The sequence below is a fragment of the Caulobacter sp. HJHS_5 genome, assembly GCF_056683955.1.
In genome coordinates this window covers 265,576-280,659 of record NZ_JBWZNC010000005.1, presented here as the reverse complement: position 1 = coordinate 280,659, position 15,084 = coordinate 265,576, and the positions used below count along the sequence as shown (strand labels likewise).

General features: G+C 69.3%; 10 protein-coding genes. 6 read left to right on the top strand and 4 right to left on the bottom strand.

Features of this window, described 5'->3' with window-relative positions; all coding sequences use genetic code 11:
* The first annotated feature begins 47 nt into the window (after positions 1-47).
* Both ACFLIT_RS11775 and ACFLIT_RS11770 read left to right on the top strand, forming a co-directional pair.
* Positions 48-2,195, top strand: coding sequence for a sensor domain-containing protein (locus ACFLIT_RS11775; protein WP_479911424.1), 2,148 nt, complete (start codon positions 48-50; stop codon positions 2,193-2,195).
* A 35-nt stretch (positions 2,196-2,230) separates the two neighbouring features.
* Entirely contained in the window at positions 2,231-4,042 is a 1,812-nt protein-coding gene (locus ACFLIT_RS11770; RefSeq protein ID WP_479911423.1) for an ATP-binding protein, read from the top strand.
* Positions 4,043-4,046: 4 nt separating this feature from the next.
* Here ACFLIT_RS11770 and ACFLIT_RS11765 read toward each other — a convergent pair whose 3' ends face one another.
* The gene (locus ACFLIT_RS11765; RefSeq protein WP_479911422.1) at positions 4,047-4,763 is read right to left on the bottom strand and encodes a hypothetical protein; all 717 of its coding nucleotides are present in this window, start codon (positions 4,761-4,763) and stop codon (positions 4,047-4,049) included.
* A 354-nt stretch (positions 4,764-5,117) separates the two neighbouring features.
* Here ACFLIT_RS11765 and ACFLIT_RS11760 point away from each other — a divergent pair, with 354 nt between their 5' ends.
* From ACFLIT_RS11760 to ACFLIT_RS11750, 3 genes are all read left to right on the top strand, one after another.
* Positions 5,118-5,732 carry an OmpA family protein gene (locus tag ACFLIT_RS11760; protein ID WP_479911421.1) on the top strand — a complete coding sequence of 205 codons (615 nt, stop codon included), beginning with the start codon at positions 5,118-5,120 and terminating at the stop codon, positions 5,730-5,732.
* 180 nt (positions 5,733-5,912) lie between these two features.
* Entirely contained in the window at positions 5,913-7,601 is a 1,689-nt protein-coding gene (locus ACFLIT_RS11755) for an alkaline phosphatase family protein (protein ID WP_479911420.1), read from the top strand.
* A complete protein-coding gene (locus ACFLIT_RS11750) occupies positions 7,601-8,905 on the top strand; it encodes a M20/M25/M40 family metallo-hydrolase (protein WP_479911419.1) in 1,305 nt (434 codons plus the stop codon). Before ACFLIT_RS11755 ends, ACFLIT_RS11750 begins: the two co-directional genes overlap by 1 nt.
* On the opposite strand, the gene ACFLIT_RS11745 is transcribed toward ACFLIT_RS11750, so the two are convergent.
* Genes ACFLIT_RS11745 through ACFLIT_RS11735 form a run of 3 tightly spaced genes read right to left on the bottom strand, consistent with a single transcriptional unit; the run spans position 8,902 to position 12,260 of the window.
* The gene (locus tag ACFLIT_RS11745) at positions 8,902-9,624 is read right to left on the bottom strand and encodes a ribonuclease T2 family protein (protein WP_479911418.1); all 723 of its coding nucleotides are present in this window, start codon (positions 9,622-9,624) and stop codon (positions 8,902-8,904) included. The two genes, ACFLIT_RS11750 and ACFLIT_RS11745, sit on opposite strands and share 4 nt — an antisense overlap.
* Positions 9,625-9,682: 58 nt before the next feature.
* Positions 9,683-11,557 carry a TonB-dependent receptor plug domain-containing protein gene (locus ACFLIT_RS11740; protein WP_479911417.1) on the bottom strand — a complete coding sequence of 625 codons (1,875 nt, stop codon included), beginning with the start codon at positions 11,555-11,557 and terminating at the stop codon, positions 9,683-9,685.
* Positions 11,558-11,567: 10 nt separating this feature from the next.
* Positions 11,568-12,260, bottom strand: coding sequence for a TVP38/TMEM64 family protein (locus ACFLIT_RS11735; RefSeq protein WP_479911416.1), 693 nt, complete (start codon positions 12,258-12,260; stop codon positions 11,568-11,570).
* Between the two features lie 152 nt (positions 12,261-12,412).
* On the opposite strand from ACFLIT_RS11735, the gene ACFLIT_RS11730 reads away from it, so the two are divergent.
* Complete coding sequence (locus ACFLIT_RS11730; RefSeq protein ID WP_479911415.1) at positions 12,413-15,013, top strand: DUF7133 domain-containing protein; 2,601 nt, start codon at positions 12,413-12,415, stop codon at positions 15,011-15,013.
* Positions 15,014-15,084: the final 71 nt, after the last annotated feature.

Here is a 15,084-nt window from a genome sequence, read left to right as displayed (position 1 = left end):
TTAAAAGTCTGGGCGAAATCCCCGATCGCGACAGTGAGGGGGATAGTATGTCCGTGGTCCAACCCATGCCCGGCGCGCTCGAAGCCGCCGAGGCCAACGCCCGTAAGGCCGAAGAGCGCCTGCGCATGGCGCTCGACACTCTGCCGGAGGGTATTGTCTTCCTCGACGCCGAGGGACGCTACATCCTCTGGAACAAGACCTACGCCGATATCTACTCGGGCAGCTCCGACCTGTTCAAAGTCGGGCTGAAGCTCGAGGACACGCTGCGTATCGGGGTCGCCCGCGGAAACTATCCCGAGGCGATCGGGCGCGAGGAAGCGTGGCTGACCCAGCGCCTGTCGTTGCTGGCCAATCCGGGCGTGCGCCACGAACAGCAGTTGGCCGACGGCCGCTGGATCATGATCGAGGAGCGCCGCACGCCGGACGGAGGCTCCATCGGCCTGCGGGTCGACATCACCGAGCTGAAGACCGCCCTGCAGCGCGCCGACGCGGCCGTCGCCGAGCTGAACCAGACCCAGGCCTTCCTCGACACCGTGATCGAGGGCATGCCGGCGATTCTCCTGGTCACCGACGCCGCCACCGGCCGCATGCTGATGCTGAACCGGGCGGGGGAGACCGCCTTCGGTCACGCGCGGGCCGAGGTGCTGGGCCGGGGCTACGACAGGCTGTTCGGGGCCGCCGAGGCCGCGTCGCTGCATGAGCAGGATCGCCGCCTGGTCGCGACCGGCGAATGTGCGGGCGTTCAAGAGGTCCATTTCGAGGGCGGCGACGGCGCCATGCGCCTGCTCTCCGTGCGCAAGATGCTGATCCGAGACGCCGCCGGCGCGCCGCAGTACGTGGTCAGCGCCTGCGACGACATCACCGAGCAACGGGCCAACGAGCAGCGCATCATCCATCTGGCTGGGCACGATTCCCTGACCGGCCTGCCCAACCGCGTGCTGTTCAACGACCGCCTGACCCGCGTTGTGCAACGCAAGGGCAGCGCTTCGAAGGTGGCGGTGCTGTGCGTCGACCTCGACCGCTTCAAGACCGTGAACGACACCCTCGGCCATTCGGTCGGCGACGGGCTGCTGCGCGTCGTGGCCGATCGGCTGAACGAGTGCGTGCGCCAGGGCGACACCGTCGCCCGCCTCGGCGGCGACGAGTTCGCGGTGATCCAGAATAACGTCGAGGAGCCCGCCGACGCCGCCATTCTCGCCCAACGGATCATCGAGACCCTGGGCAAGGTGTTCGAGACCGACGGCCACCAGCTGGTCATCGGCGCCAGCGTCGGCATCGCCCTGGCGCCGGCCGACGGGGAGACGGCGGACGCCCTGCTGAAGAACGCCGACATGGCGATGTACCGCGCCAAGTCGGAAGGCCGCGGCGCCTTCCGCTTCTTCGAGCCGGAGATGGACGCACGTCTGCAGGAGCGCCGCCGCCTGGAGCTGGACCTGCGCCGAGCCCTGGCGGCGGGCGAGTTCGAGCTGAACTACCAGCCGTTGCTTAACGTCGCCGACGATCGCATCAGCGGCTGCGAGGCGCTGGTCCGCTGGCGCCACCCGACCCGCGGCGTGGTGATGCCGGGCGAGTTCATCGCCCTGGCGGAAGACATCGGCCTGATCACGCCGCTCGGCGAATGGATCATCCGCCAGGCTTGCTCCGACGCCGCCCGCCTGCCGCCCGGCATGAAGATGGCCGTGAACCTCTCGCCCGCGCAGTTCCAGAGCCCCAACCTCGTGCCGACGGTGATGCGGGCCCTGGCGGATTCCGATATCGAACCGCAGCGCCTGGAGTTGGAGATCACCGAGTCCGTGCTGCTCGACAACAGCGCCGCCAACCTGCGCGTGCTGCACGAACTGCGGGCCATCGGCGTGCGCATCTGCATGGACGACTTCGGCACCGGCTATTCGTCGCTGAGCTACCTGCGCAGTTTCCCGTTCGACAAAATCAAGATCGACCGCTCCTTCGTCGCCGACCTGTCGCGGGACAAGGACGCCGGGGCCATCGTCAAGGCCGTGGCGGGCCTGGGCCATAGCCTGGGAATGATGACCACGGCGGAGGGCGTCGAGACGCCGGAGCAACTCGCCGCCCTGCGACTTGAGGGCTGCACCGAGGCGCAGGGTTATCTGATCAGCCGGCCGGTCGACTGCGAGACCCTGCTGCGGATCGTCGAGCGCGACATCGCCGACCATGGGCTGCGCAAGGCGAGCTAGCGTCGCGTTCACCAGTCGCGAACTGATTTCCCATTATGGCTGGGGTCGGGGGCGGCGGAGTGGTGGCCGCCCAGCGTGCGGCGGGGGCGTTGCAGATTTTGGGCTGGGGGATTCTCAGGGCGCGGCCGACCGCCGCACCGGCCATCGGCGCCTCGGCGGCCGTCGCCATGCGCCACCGGCTGACGATCCTGCGTCTCGTGCTGATGGGGATCATCGCCGTGCTGCTCGGCGCCGTGGGCGGCTGGGTCTGGGCGGCCCCCTGGTGGATCGCCTACGCCGTCGTGCAGGGCCTGCTGATCTGGCTTGACCGCGACGGCTCGCGCAAGGGCTACGGCGCGATCTACTTCGCCTCCTTCATATCCTTCACCCTGGCGGGCGCGCCGACCTGGCATATGTGGACCACGCTCGGGCCGCTGGGCGTGGCGTCGACAACCATGTTCCTCTGCGGGATGCTGGCCCAGCTGGTGGTCTCCTCGCTGGGGGCGCGCCGGCTGTTCCTGGCCTCGGCGGCGCCGCTGTTCGCCTATCTGATCCTGGTGCCGGTTCTGGCCCTGGCGACCAGCGACCCGGTCGGCGCCGGCGCGATCTTCATCTGCGCCCTGGTGCTGATCGTCTACATCGTGGCCCTCTGGCGCGGTCAGCATGGCGTGCTGACGACCCTGGCGGCCAGTCAGGCGGCGGCGGAGGAGGCCAGCCGGGCCAAGAGCGAATTCCTGGCCACCATCAGCCACGAAATCCGCACGCCGATGAACGCCGTGCTCGGCGCTTCGGACCTGCTGTCGCGCAGCGCCCTGTCCGCGGGCGACCGCGAACACGTCGACACCATCCGCGACGCCGGCCTGGTGCTGACCCAGTTGCTCAACGATGTGCTCGACCTGTCGAAGATCGAGGCCGGCAAGCTGCAGGTCGAGGCGACGGCGGTGGACCTCGGGCCGTTCATGCGTCGCTGCGCCTCGGTCTGGCGTCCGCGAGCGGCCGACGCCGGCCTGCGCCTGGAGATCAGGAGCGAAGGCGTCGACGCCTGGCGGGCGGAGTTCGATCCGCTGCGCACCGGCCAGATTCTGTTCAACCTGCTCAGCAACGCCATCAAGTTCACGCCGGAGGGGGTCGTCACCCTGGAGGCCGAGGTGGTCGATCATGGCGGCGGCCGAGGGGAGCTGCGCCTGACGGTGGCCGATACCGGCATCGGCATCTCGCCCGAGGCGCTGGCCCGTCTGTTCCGGCCGTTCGAACAGGCCGACGGCTCAATCACGCGCCGGTTCGGCGGCACCGGCCTGGGGCTGGCCATCGGCCAGAAGCTGGCCGTCATGATGGGCGGTCGCATCGAGGCGCAATCCACGGAAGGCGTCGGCTCGCGCTTCAGCCTGACCTTGCCTTGCGCCTTGGCGCCGGCCGCGCCGGCCGCGCCCGCCGTCGCGCCCGCCGAGATTTCCGACGAGGGGCCGCTGGTGAGCCTGCGCATCCTGCTGGCCGAGGACAATCCCGCCAACCAGCGCATCGTCGAGCACTTCCTGCGCCCGATCGGGGCGACGCTGGTCATCGTCGGCGACGGCCAGGCGGCGATCGACGCCCTGGCCGAGGCCGAGTTCGACGTGGTGCTGATGGACGTGCAGATGCCGGTGCTCGACGGGCTGGAGGCCACCCGCCGCATTCGCGCCGAGCCGGGCCCCAATCGCGATGTGCCGATCCTGGCCCTGACAGCCAATGTGCTCGACGCTCAGAAGCAGGCGTGCATTGCGGCCGGCATGTCCGGTCATGTCGCCAAGCCGATCGACGCGCGGGCCTTGCTCGGCGCGGTGCTCAATCTGGGTCTTGCTCGGCGGGCGCGGTCGACCTCCGTCGCTTGAGCCTTCAGCGCCGGGCGACCGTCCGGTTCAGCAGATCCGACCAACGCCAGTTGCTTTCGCCAAGCGCCAGACGGCCGGGGCCGCCGGCTTCGTTGAGCTGCAGCACCACCAAGCCGCGCATGGTCTGGGCGCGGCAGGCGGCGGGGGCGAAGGCGATTTCGAGGGCGATGGCTTGGCGAACGCCGGCGAGGCCCTTGCCTTCTTGGCCGCCCTTCTGAATCCAGTCGCCGTCCCAAAGAAGGATGGCCCGCGCGCTCGCGCCGGCTTCGCGGTGGGCCGCGATCACCGCGGCGCGGACTTCGGGGTCGCGGCGCAGCGCGGCCTGCAGCCGCTGGCCCATGTCGCAGATGGTGTCGCCGGATCCCGCCCCGGCCCCGGCGCCCTCGCCGCCGCTGCCGATTCCGTTGGCGGCTATGGTGGCGCCCGCGAGCTGGGCGTCGGTCAGCCCGGGCATGGGCTGCGGCTTGGGCGCCACCTCGGCGACGATCGGCTGGACCTCGGTCGGGCGCGGCGGCTTCTGCGCGCGCTTCGGCGGCGGTTGCGGCGGGGTCGGGGGCACGGGGGGCGCCGCCGCCGGTTCAGGGTCCGGCGCCTTCGCGGCGGGAGCGTCGGTGGCCGGCGGAGGCGTCAGATCGACCACCACCGCCATCGGCTCCTCGGGGGGAATCACCACGTCCAGGGGCGGCGCCCGAAAGGCGAAAAGCGCTCCGAGCACGGCCACGTGGGCGCCGATGCTGACCGCGCCCGCGAAAAAACGTGAACGGAGACCGGGCCGGCCAGCGCCGGTTTTCTGATCGCCGATATCGCTCAAGTTCTGCGTCATGCCGATCCGGGTCTGCGACGATTTGTCTTCTATCCGTTTGAGTCGAAGGGGAAATTTTCGACAGCGCTGAAATAGACCATCGGTAAGCGTCAGCATCATGGCGCCGCCAAAAGCCCAGCAAAATGGGCGTTTCGTATTGTCGAGCTGTCTTTTTCTCGCCCAAACTGGGCCATTCGGAAGCCAATCTTGTCCATGCACGTTTGAGTTCGGCGTGGGGTGTGGCGCCGCCTGAACTTTGGAAAGGATCCGAAATTGACTAAGTCGACATTTAGGGTGGCCGCTGTGAGCGGCGTGGTGCTCCTCGCTGGTCTGGCCGCTAGCGGGTGTGCGACCAAAAACTTTGTTCGCGATCAAGTCGCCGTGGTGGATGGTCGCGTGGCCAATGTGGACCAACGCGTCAGCAGCGTGGACACGCGCGTGGGTGACGTTGACGCCCACGTGACCCGCGTCGAAGGCACGGCCGGTGAAGCGCTCGAACGCGCCAAGGCCGCGGGCAAGCTGGCCGAAGGCAAGTTCCTGTATGAAGTCGTGCTCTCGGACGACTCGGTGAAGTTCCCGCTCAACGCGTCGCAGCTGTCGCCGGAAGCTGAGCAACGCCTCAGCGAGCTCGCCCAACGTCTGAAAGGCGAGAACAAGAACGTGTACCTCGAGATCCAAGGCCACACTGACGCCACCGGCGCCCCGGCCTACAACGAGCGTCTCGGGGAAGAGCGGGCCGAGGCGGTCCGTCGTTACCTCAACAAGCAGCAGATCGCCCTGAACCGTATGGCCACCGTGTCCTACGGCGAGGATGAACCTGTCGCCGACAACAAGACCCGTGAGGGTCGTGCGCAGAACCGGCGCGTCGCCATCGTGGTGCTGAGCTAGTCTGAACTGGCGGCGGCTCGTCCCGGAGCCGCCGCCCCGCCTTTCCCCCGAACGCCTTTCCGAGCCCCATCTTTTGGGGCGGCGTCATCGGACTGCAGACTTTCTGCGACAGAAGCGCTTTGAACGCGCCGTCTGGAATGTCAGAGAGATGCGGCGCGGGTAACCGCTTCCGGGGGTGGCATGAGCTTCTTCAATCGTATTCGCGCCGGCGCATTCGTCTTTAGCGCGGCGCTGGGCGCCGCTTTCGCCGGCGGGGCCGCAGCCGCTCCGGCCCCCACCGCGCCCAAGCTCGTCGTCGCCATCTCGGTCGACCAGTTCAGCGCCAATCTCTACGAGGACTGGCGTCCGCGCTGGACCGGCGGCTTCAAGCGACTGTCGGACGGCGTCGTTTATCCCGCCGGCTATCAGAGCCATGCGGCGACCGAGACCTGCCCCGGCCATTCGACCCTGCTGACCGGCAAGCATCCGAACAAGACCGGCATCGTCGCCAACGACCTGCGCGATCCGGCCACGGGCAAGATCGTCTACTGCCTGTTCGACCCGACGGTGACGCGCGCCGACGGCGACGCCAAGGCCGATCCGGTCGGACCCAAGCAACTGCTCGCCGAGACCTTGGGCGACTGGCTGAAGGCGACCTCGCCGCAGAGCCGGGTCGTCGCCGTCTCGGGCAAGGATCGCGGCGCGATCAACATGGCCGGCCACAAGGCCGACGGGACCTTCTGGTACAAGGCCGGCTTCGGCTTCACCACCTACGTGGCTCCCGGCGCCGACGCCAAGGCGGCGCTGGCGCCCATCGCCTCGGTCAACGCCGCCCTCGCGCCGATGTGGACGCAGCGCCCGAAATGGACCGTGTCGCCGGCCTGCAAGGCGGCGGAGTTCCAGACCACGATCGACGGCAAGCCCTATCGGGCGACGATCCCGCCGGCCGGCTACGGCCAGTCCGACGAGCCGACGAAAATCGCTGAGCAGATCCAATATTCGCCCAACTTCGACCGGATCGTTCTGCAGGCCGCCGAAGGCCTGATCGATCACTTCAAGCTCGGCCGCGGTCCGGCGACCGACATCCTGGCCGTCAGCTTCTCGGGCACCGACTATATCGGCCACCGCTACGGCTCGCGCGGGCCGGAGATGTGCAGCCAGATGAGCAGCCTCGACGGCCTGATCGGCCAGCTGTTCGCCGATCTCGACAAGCTGGGCGTGCCCTATGTGGTCGTGCTCTCGGCCGACCACGGCGGCTCCGACATGGCCGAGCGCCTGGCGGAAGCCGGCTATGACGCCAAACGCTTCGACCAGCGCGCCGCCTTCGCCGCCCTGAACACCGGCCTGCAGGCCGAGTTCGGCCTCGCCAGCCCGCCGGCGACCGGCAGCCTGGAGGAAGTCTATCTGTCGTCGATCGCCGATCCGGTGCTGCGCCGCCGGGTGGCCCAGTCGGCCAAGCGCCGCCTGCTGGCCATGCCGGAGATCGCCGCCGCCTTCACCGTCGAGGAACTGCTGGCCACCCCGATCCCGCCCACCGACGGGGTGAAGGGCGGCAAGCCGGCCGATGAACTGACCATCCAGGAACGCTTCGCCGAAAGCACCTTCCTCGGCCGTTCCCCTGAGGTTTCGGCCGCCCTGCAGCCGTTCATGCAGGCGCGCTACGGCGGGCCGGGCAGCAACACGGCGGGCCACGGCTCGGTGTGGAACTACGACCGCCGGGTGCCGATCCTGTTCTGGTGGAAGGGTGCGCCGAGCCAGACGCGCTTCCTGCCCATCGAGACCGTGGACATCGCGCCCACGCTGGCGGCCCTGATCGACGTGAAGCCGCCCAGCGACATCGACGGCCGGTGCCTGCCCCTGTCCGACACAGCCCCCGGAGCCTGCAAGTAGTGATCCTGAGCCGCAGCCTCGTCGCCCTTGCCCTTACGCTGATCGCCGCACCGGCGTTCGCACAGACCAGGACCCAGGCGGCGCCGGACGCCAAGCGGGTCGCGGAGCAAAGGGCGATGATGGCCAGCCGGCAGTTCGGCGTCGCCGCCGCGACGCTGGACAAGGATTGGGACCGGATCGTCGGCGACATCGTCGCCCTGACCGAGATCGAGGCGCCGCCCTTCAAGGAAGACGCGCGTGGCAAGGCCTTCGCCGAGATGCTGAAGGCGGCCGGGCTGGCGGAGGTGACCACCGACAAGGTCGGCAACATCTATGGCGTCCGCAAGGGGACCGGCGGCGGGCCGCTGCTGGTGGTCGCCGCCCACCTCGACACGGTCTTCCCGGCCGGGACGGACGTGAGGGTCAAACGCGACGGGAACCGGCTCTCGGCCCCCGGCATCGGCGACGACACCGCCTCGCTGTCGGTGATCCTGGCCTATCTGCGGGCGCTGGACGCGGCGAAGATCACGACCAAGGGCGACATCGTCTTCATGGGCAATGTCGGTGAGGAGGGGCCCGGCGACCTGCGTGGCATGCGCCACCTGTTCGGCGAAGGCCCGTTGGCGAAGGACATCCGCTACTTCATCTCGCTGGAGCCGGGCGTCGAGCGGATCACCACCGGCGGCGTCGGCTCGCGCCGTTATCGGCTGACGTTCAAGGGGCCGGGCGGCCACAGCTACGGCGCCTTCGGCATGGTCAATCCGGCCTTCGCCCTGGGCGGCTTCCTCACCGAGTTCGGCAAGACCACGACGCCGAAGACGCCCAAGACCACCTATAGCGTCGGGGTGCTGGAGGGCGGCACCTCGGTCAATTCGATCCCCTTCTCGGCCGCCGCCGAGATCGACATGCGCTCCGAGGGCAAGGCCGAGCTCAAGGCGGTCGAGGATCGCTACCTGTCGCTGCCGCAGCCGGCGGCCGACGCCGAGAACGCCGCGCGCTCGACGGCCACGGGCAAGATCACCGTCGACAACAGGCTGATCGGCGACCGCCCGGTCGGCGAGACTCCGCTGAACTCCGAGATCGTGCGGATGGCCGCCGCCTCGATGGCCGCCGACGGGGTGACGGCGAGCTACGGCTTCGGCTCGACCGATTCCAATTGGCCGATGAGCCTGGGCGTCCAGGCCATCACCTTGGGCTCCGGCTTCATCAGCGAGCGTTCGCACTCGCTGGACGAGTCCATCGTGCTCGACAAGGCGCGGGCCCTGAAGTTCATGCGCATCAACCTGGCGGCCATTCTCGGCCTGGCGGGCGCGGACCTGAACTAGAAGCGGCGCGCGGGCGACGACGGGGTCAGGCGCAGGGCGATGCGGTCGGGCGTGCCGGTCCCGCCCGGGCAGGCCGCCGGCTGGAACTTCAGGTCGTAGCAGACCCGCACCTCGGTGAGCCGGCCGCCCTTGTCGACCGCCACGAACAGCTTGTCTGGCGTCATCCACGGATTGGCGCGGTGGAAGGCCTGGCGGACGGCGCCGGCGGTGAGGCGTTTTCGCGGAATGGCTTCGATGCGCGGCATCACGATGCGATCGTAGAGCTTGGCCGACTGACCGAAATAGACGGCCGGATCGGTCCAGCCGCAGGCGCCGTGCGCCTGCCATTCGTGCTGCAGCAGTTCCGTCGAGGGCGTGCGGCAGATCATGTCCTTCACGACGGCGACGGGGAGGCGGCCGACCGGGTTGCAGTAGCGCGGATAGGGCGGGGCCGAGCCGTTCGGCCACAGGCCGTGGAGGATGAAACCGCGAGCCGGACCGTCGCACTGGAGGTGCTGGGCGGTGGCGCCGGGCCGACCGTTGGTGCGGCACCACTCGGGCGACCAGGTGAGGGCCAGCAGGTGGTAGGCGGTGACGACCCCGCGCTGCACCTCGCTCGGCGGCACGCGTTCGACCGGCGCCGGGACCAGGCCGGTCGGGACCTGGCAGGCGGGCGCGGCGAGGGCGGCGGCCGGGGGGGCCAGCAGGGCGGCCGCGAGGGCGAAGGGGCGGAAAGGCAAGGCGAAACTCCACATCGATCCGCTCCCGTTATCTCAGCCGCGTGACGGCCCGTCCGTCTCAGAACGCCTTTGTCAGGCTGATGCGGCCGCGAGCGCTGGGGCCGGGGAAGCCGATGGCGGCCTCATAGTCGGCGTCGAAGGCGTTATCGACCACCAGCCGCACCGCGGTCCGCGGGGCGAAGGTCCAGGCCGCGTCGAGGGCGAAGACGGTGTAGGCGTCGAGGCTGAGCTGGCCGGTCGGCGAGGCGTAGTCATCACGCTCGCCCACGTGGGTGGCGCGGCCGACGATCGTCACCGTCGCGGCAGGGGTCCAGGTGAGGGCCGAGCTGAAGCGCAGTTTCGGGCGATTGAGCAGGGTGTCGCCGGTCTCGTCGTCGGTGGTCTCGGCGTACTGCAGCTGCCAGCTGCTCTCGAGCGTGTCGGTCCAGCGCCAGCCGGCCGAGGCGGAGACGCCCTCGGAGATCACCACATTGCGGTTGGCCAGCTGCGGGACCGGGCCGGGGATGAAATCGATCAGGTCCTTGTAGCGGGCATGGAAGGCGGTGAGGGCGAAGCGGCCGCGCTCGCCCTTCCAGTCGGCGCCGAGCTCGGCCGCGCGGCTGGTTTCCGGATCGAGGTCCGGATTGCCGACGAACGGATTGCCGAGGGCGTAGAAGCTGGGCGCCTTGAAGCCCGTGCCGGCCGAGGCGTGCATGCCGAAGCCGTCGCCGAGGTCGTAGCGGGCGCCGCCGCGGACCGTCCAATGCGTGCCGATCCCCTCGACATCGTCGACGCGGGCGCCGGCGTTGACGGTCAGGCGGTCGAAGGCGCGGCTGAGTTCCCCGAAGCCCGAGACCGTGGTGCGGTCGCCGGCGAAGCCGCTCGGCGCCTGGAAGAAGCCGAAGTCGTAGAAGCCGCTGCTGCGCGCGCGCTCATCCTGGCCTTCCAGGCCAAGCACCGCGTCCCAGCCGGCCAGATCGAAGCGGCTGGCGGCCTGCACGATCCAGCGACGATAGCGGGTCAGGTCCTCGCCGGCCGGCACGCCCGCCGGGTCGACGGCGGACGTCGCGACGCCGGGCGTCACGGTCTCGTCGCGACGGTCGAGCAACGAGGCGGAAAGATCGAGGCGATAGCCGTCGCGCACGATCACCGGCTGGCTGACCGCCAGCAGGCCCTCGCGGGCCTCGCGGCTCTCGGTCGCCCGCAGCGTGGCGAGGCGAGGCCCGCCGCTGTTGTCGGGGAAGGTGTCGGCGTCGGTGGCCATAAGGCGGAAGACCACGCGGCCGGCGTCCTCCTTGCCTATGGGGGCGAGCTTGCCGGTGAGGGTCTGGGCCTTGAACGAGGATGAGGCCACCGCGTCGCCGTCGTCCACCGTCTCGAAGGTCAGCGAGCCGCCATAGCCGCCGGTGATCGGGCCGCGCACCTGGGCCGAGCCGACGTAGTCGTTGCGCGTGCCGAGGCCGAGGCTGACCCGGCCGCCCGGATCCTGCGTCCCGCCGGCGACCTTGAGGTTCACCGCCCCGGCCAGGGCGCCCGAGCCGTAGAGGCCCGACAGCGGGCCGGACACGACCTCCACGCGGTCGACGCCGGCCGCGCTGATCTCGGAGATGTTCACGGAGCCGCCGCGGGTGTTGGTCGGATTGTTCAGCGGCACGCCGTCGAGAAGGATGGCCGTGAAGTTCGGGTCGGCGCCGCGCAGGAACAGCGAGCCGAAGCCGCTGCGGCCGCCCAGCGACTGGATATAGACCTCGCCCACGTCGCTGAGGGCGTCGGCCAGCCCGTCCGCGCCCGTTAGGCGATGCTCGCCGATGGTCGTCACCGAATAGGGCGTTTCGGCGGTCGGCGCGCGCGACGCGGTGACGATCACCTCCGAGACGGCCGGGGCGGCCTGGGCGAGGGCCAGCGACGGCGCGGCGACGGCCGCCGCCGAAAGCAACAAGACGGTGCGGATCATGGGGACGCTCTCAGACAGACTTCGCGCGACGGCGGAGGGCCAGCCGCCAGACCGCCCAACCAATGGCCGGAACGGTGGCCAGGCCAATGAAAAGGATCAAAAACGAGCTCGAAGACGCCGCCGCGGCCCCGACCCCCGCGTAGGCGAGGGCGACGCCGAGGTTGGCCACGGCGGTGGACAGCAGGAACAGCCAGAACGGCATCCTGGCCGCGCCGGCGGCCAGGGTCCCGGCCTCGGCCAGCACCGGCACGCCCCGGGTGACGATCAGGGCGGCGGGGCCGATGTTATCGAACAGGCGGCGGGCGCGATCGAGCTCGCCTGCCCCGACCACGCGCAGGGCGACGCCCCGGCCGGCGCTGGCGCCGAGCGCATAGCCGACGATGCAGCCAAGGGTCATCCCGACCCAGATCGCCGCGGCCGCCAGCTTCCAGCCCAGCGCGGCCCCGGCGGCGGCGCTGACGATGCTCGACGGCACGGGCAGGAGCACGTCGCCGGCCAGCAGCCCGACCACCAGCCCGCCGCCCAGCCAGGGATTGCTGCGCACATAATCGAAGGCCGCCGCCGTCCAGGCCATCAGGCGGTCTTCCAGCAGCACGAAGGGCAGGATGATCGCCAGCAGCACGACGAGCGTGAGGCCTAGCCAGCGCCAGGCGGCGCGTTTGGGCGAAGTGGGCGTCTCCCCGGAGGCGGCGGTTCTGCTCATGCGGTTCTTATAAGGGAAGGCGCCGGGCCGATTGCGACATGAATGCTACAGAGCGGACGCAATTTGGTCGGCTAAAATCGTATACAGAATTCAGTGGAAGCTTCCGCGTGTGGGTGTATACCGCCGCGCAGATAAAAGTGGGGAAACACCGAATGCGTCGTCGTTCCGCTGTGGTGGCTGGCCTGTGTACGGCCGCCGTCGTCGTGCCGCTGGCCGTCATGGCCCAGACGGGGGTGCTGAAGCCCCTCACCACGATGCTGAATCGTCCGTGGCCCGCCCCGGTGGTGGCTGAGGATGAAACCAAGGCGCCGCCGCCGCTTTCGCCCGCCGACGCGCTGAAGACCTTCCACCTGGCGCCGGGCTACCGCCTCGAGCTGGTGGCCTCCGAACCGCTGGTGAAGGACCCGATCATCGCCGAGTTTGACGGCGACGGCCGCCTCTGGGTGGTCGAGATGCCGGGCTTCTCGATCGACGACAAGTTCACCGACTCCCTGGAGCCCATCAACCAAGTGGTCGTCCTGGAAGACACCAACAAGGACGGCGTCTTCGACAAGCGCACCGTGTTCATGGACAAGATCGTCCTGCCGCGCGCGCTGAAGATTCTGGACAAGAACTGCGCCCTGGTCGGCGAGCCGCCGAACCTCTGGAAGGCGTGCGACACCAACGGCGACCTGCAGGCCGACACCCGCGAGCTGGTGGACGGCGGCTTCGGCGTCAAGGGCAACGTCGAACACACCGCCAATGGTCTCTACTGGGGCATGGACAACACCCTGGTGGTGTCGGAGTTCACCTACAACATCCAGTTCAAGGACGGTAAGTTCTCGACGACGCCGAACCTGAGCCGCGGCCAGTGGGGCGTGACCCAGGACAACGGCGGCCGCATCTACCGCAACGTCAACACCGACCCGCTGTTCGTCGACTACGTCGCGCCCAAGTACTACCTGCGCAACCCCAACCAGGTGCGGACCAAGGGTCTCTACGAGAACCTGGTGAAGCAGGAAGACACCCTGATCTGGCCGGTGCACCCGACGCGCGGCATCAACCGCGGCTACCGCACCGAGATTTTCCGTGAAGACGGCTCGTCGACCTACTACGGCGGCGTCTCCTCGCCCTTCATCTACCGCGCCGACAAGCTGCCGAAGGACATTCAGAACCAGCCGCTGGTGGTCGATGGCCCGACCAATATCGTTCACCTGCTGAACCTGAAGAACGACAACGGCGATTTCAGCGCGACCGACTTCTACAAGAAGGGCGAACTGATCGCCTCGACCGACGTCCGCTTCCGGCCAACCCAGGTCATCGGCGGCCCCGACGGCGCCATGTACGTCGTCGACATGTACCGCGGCATCTCGCAGGACGGCCCGATCCAGACCGACTATCTGCGCGACTACAACGCCCAGCGCGAGTTGGCCAAAGGCCTGCACTACGGCCGCATCTGGCGTGTGGTCTACGACGGCATGACCTTCGACAAGCAGCCGCAGATGAGCAAGGAAACCCCGGCTCAACTGGTCGAACACCTGAACCACGCCAACGCCTGGTGGCGCGACACCGCACAGCAGCTGCTGGTTCAGCGCGGCGACAAGTCGGTGGCCCCCGCCCTGATCCGCCTGGCGACCAGCGCGCCGCAGGCCTACACCCGCGTTCAGGCCCTGTGGACCCTCGACGGGCTTCAAAGCTCGGACAAGGCCACGGTGCTGAAGGCCCTCGACGACGCCTCGCCGGATGTCCGCGCCGCCGCCATCCGCCTCTCGGAGCATTGGCTGACCGACCCGGCGGTGAGCGCCGCCGTGCGGAAGAAGGCCAGCGACACCAACAAGATCGTGCTCCGCCAGCTGGTCGCCACCCTGGGCGAACTGCCGAAGGAGCAGCGCGTCGCCCCGATCGTCGCCCTGATGAAGCAGTATCCGAACGATCCCATCCTGATCGACATCGCGGTCAGCGGCCTGGGCGGGCAGGAGACGGGCGTGCTGAACGAGCTTGCTCAGGCGCCGGCGAACATCGACGCCGTCACCGTCCTGGCCAGCGCGCTCGGCAAGAGCCGCGATCAGGCCGCCACGGAGGCGGTGCTGAAGCTGGCCTCGGACAACAGCAAGCCGGAAGCCGTTCGCGTCGCCCTGCTGAAGGGCATCGGCACGGGCTTCCAGGGCGGCGCCCGCCAGGGTGACGGCGCCGTGGCCGGCAACCGCGCCGGCGGCGGCGTGGCGGGGGTGACTCGCCAGAACGTGGCCACGGCCGGCCGCGAACTGGCCGCCGAACCGACCGAGCTGACCAACCTCGGCAAGCAACCGGGCGCCCTGGGTGAAGCCGCCAACGCGGTGCTGGCCCAGGTCACCTGGCCCGGCAAGCCGCCGCCCCCGGCCGCGCCGCCGCGCTCGCCGGAAGAAGAGAAGCTGTTCGTCGCCGGCAAGGAAGTCTTCGCCAACAATTGCGAAGCCTGCCACGGCCCCGCGGGCGAGGGCATGGAGCATGTCGGCGCCAAGCTGGCGGGTTCGAAGTACGCCAACCCCGGTGTGGCCAACGACGCCATCATCCGCATCCTGCTGAACGGCAAGGACGGTCCCATCGGCGCCATGCCGCCGCTCGGCGCCGCCATGCCCGACGAAGAGGTGGCCCAGGTGCTGACCTTCATCCGTCAGTCTTGGGGCAACAAGGGCGCTCCGATCGTGGCCGCCGCCGTGAAGGAGACCCGTCAGGCCTACAGCCACCGCGAAGAGCCGTGGACTGACGAAGACCTGGCGCGCCGCGCCCGTTGATCGACGCTTCCGGTTTGGTCCGGTTGGGCTAAGTTCGCCCAGCCGGGCCGCTCCGGCGGTAGACTCGGAAC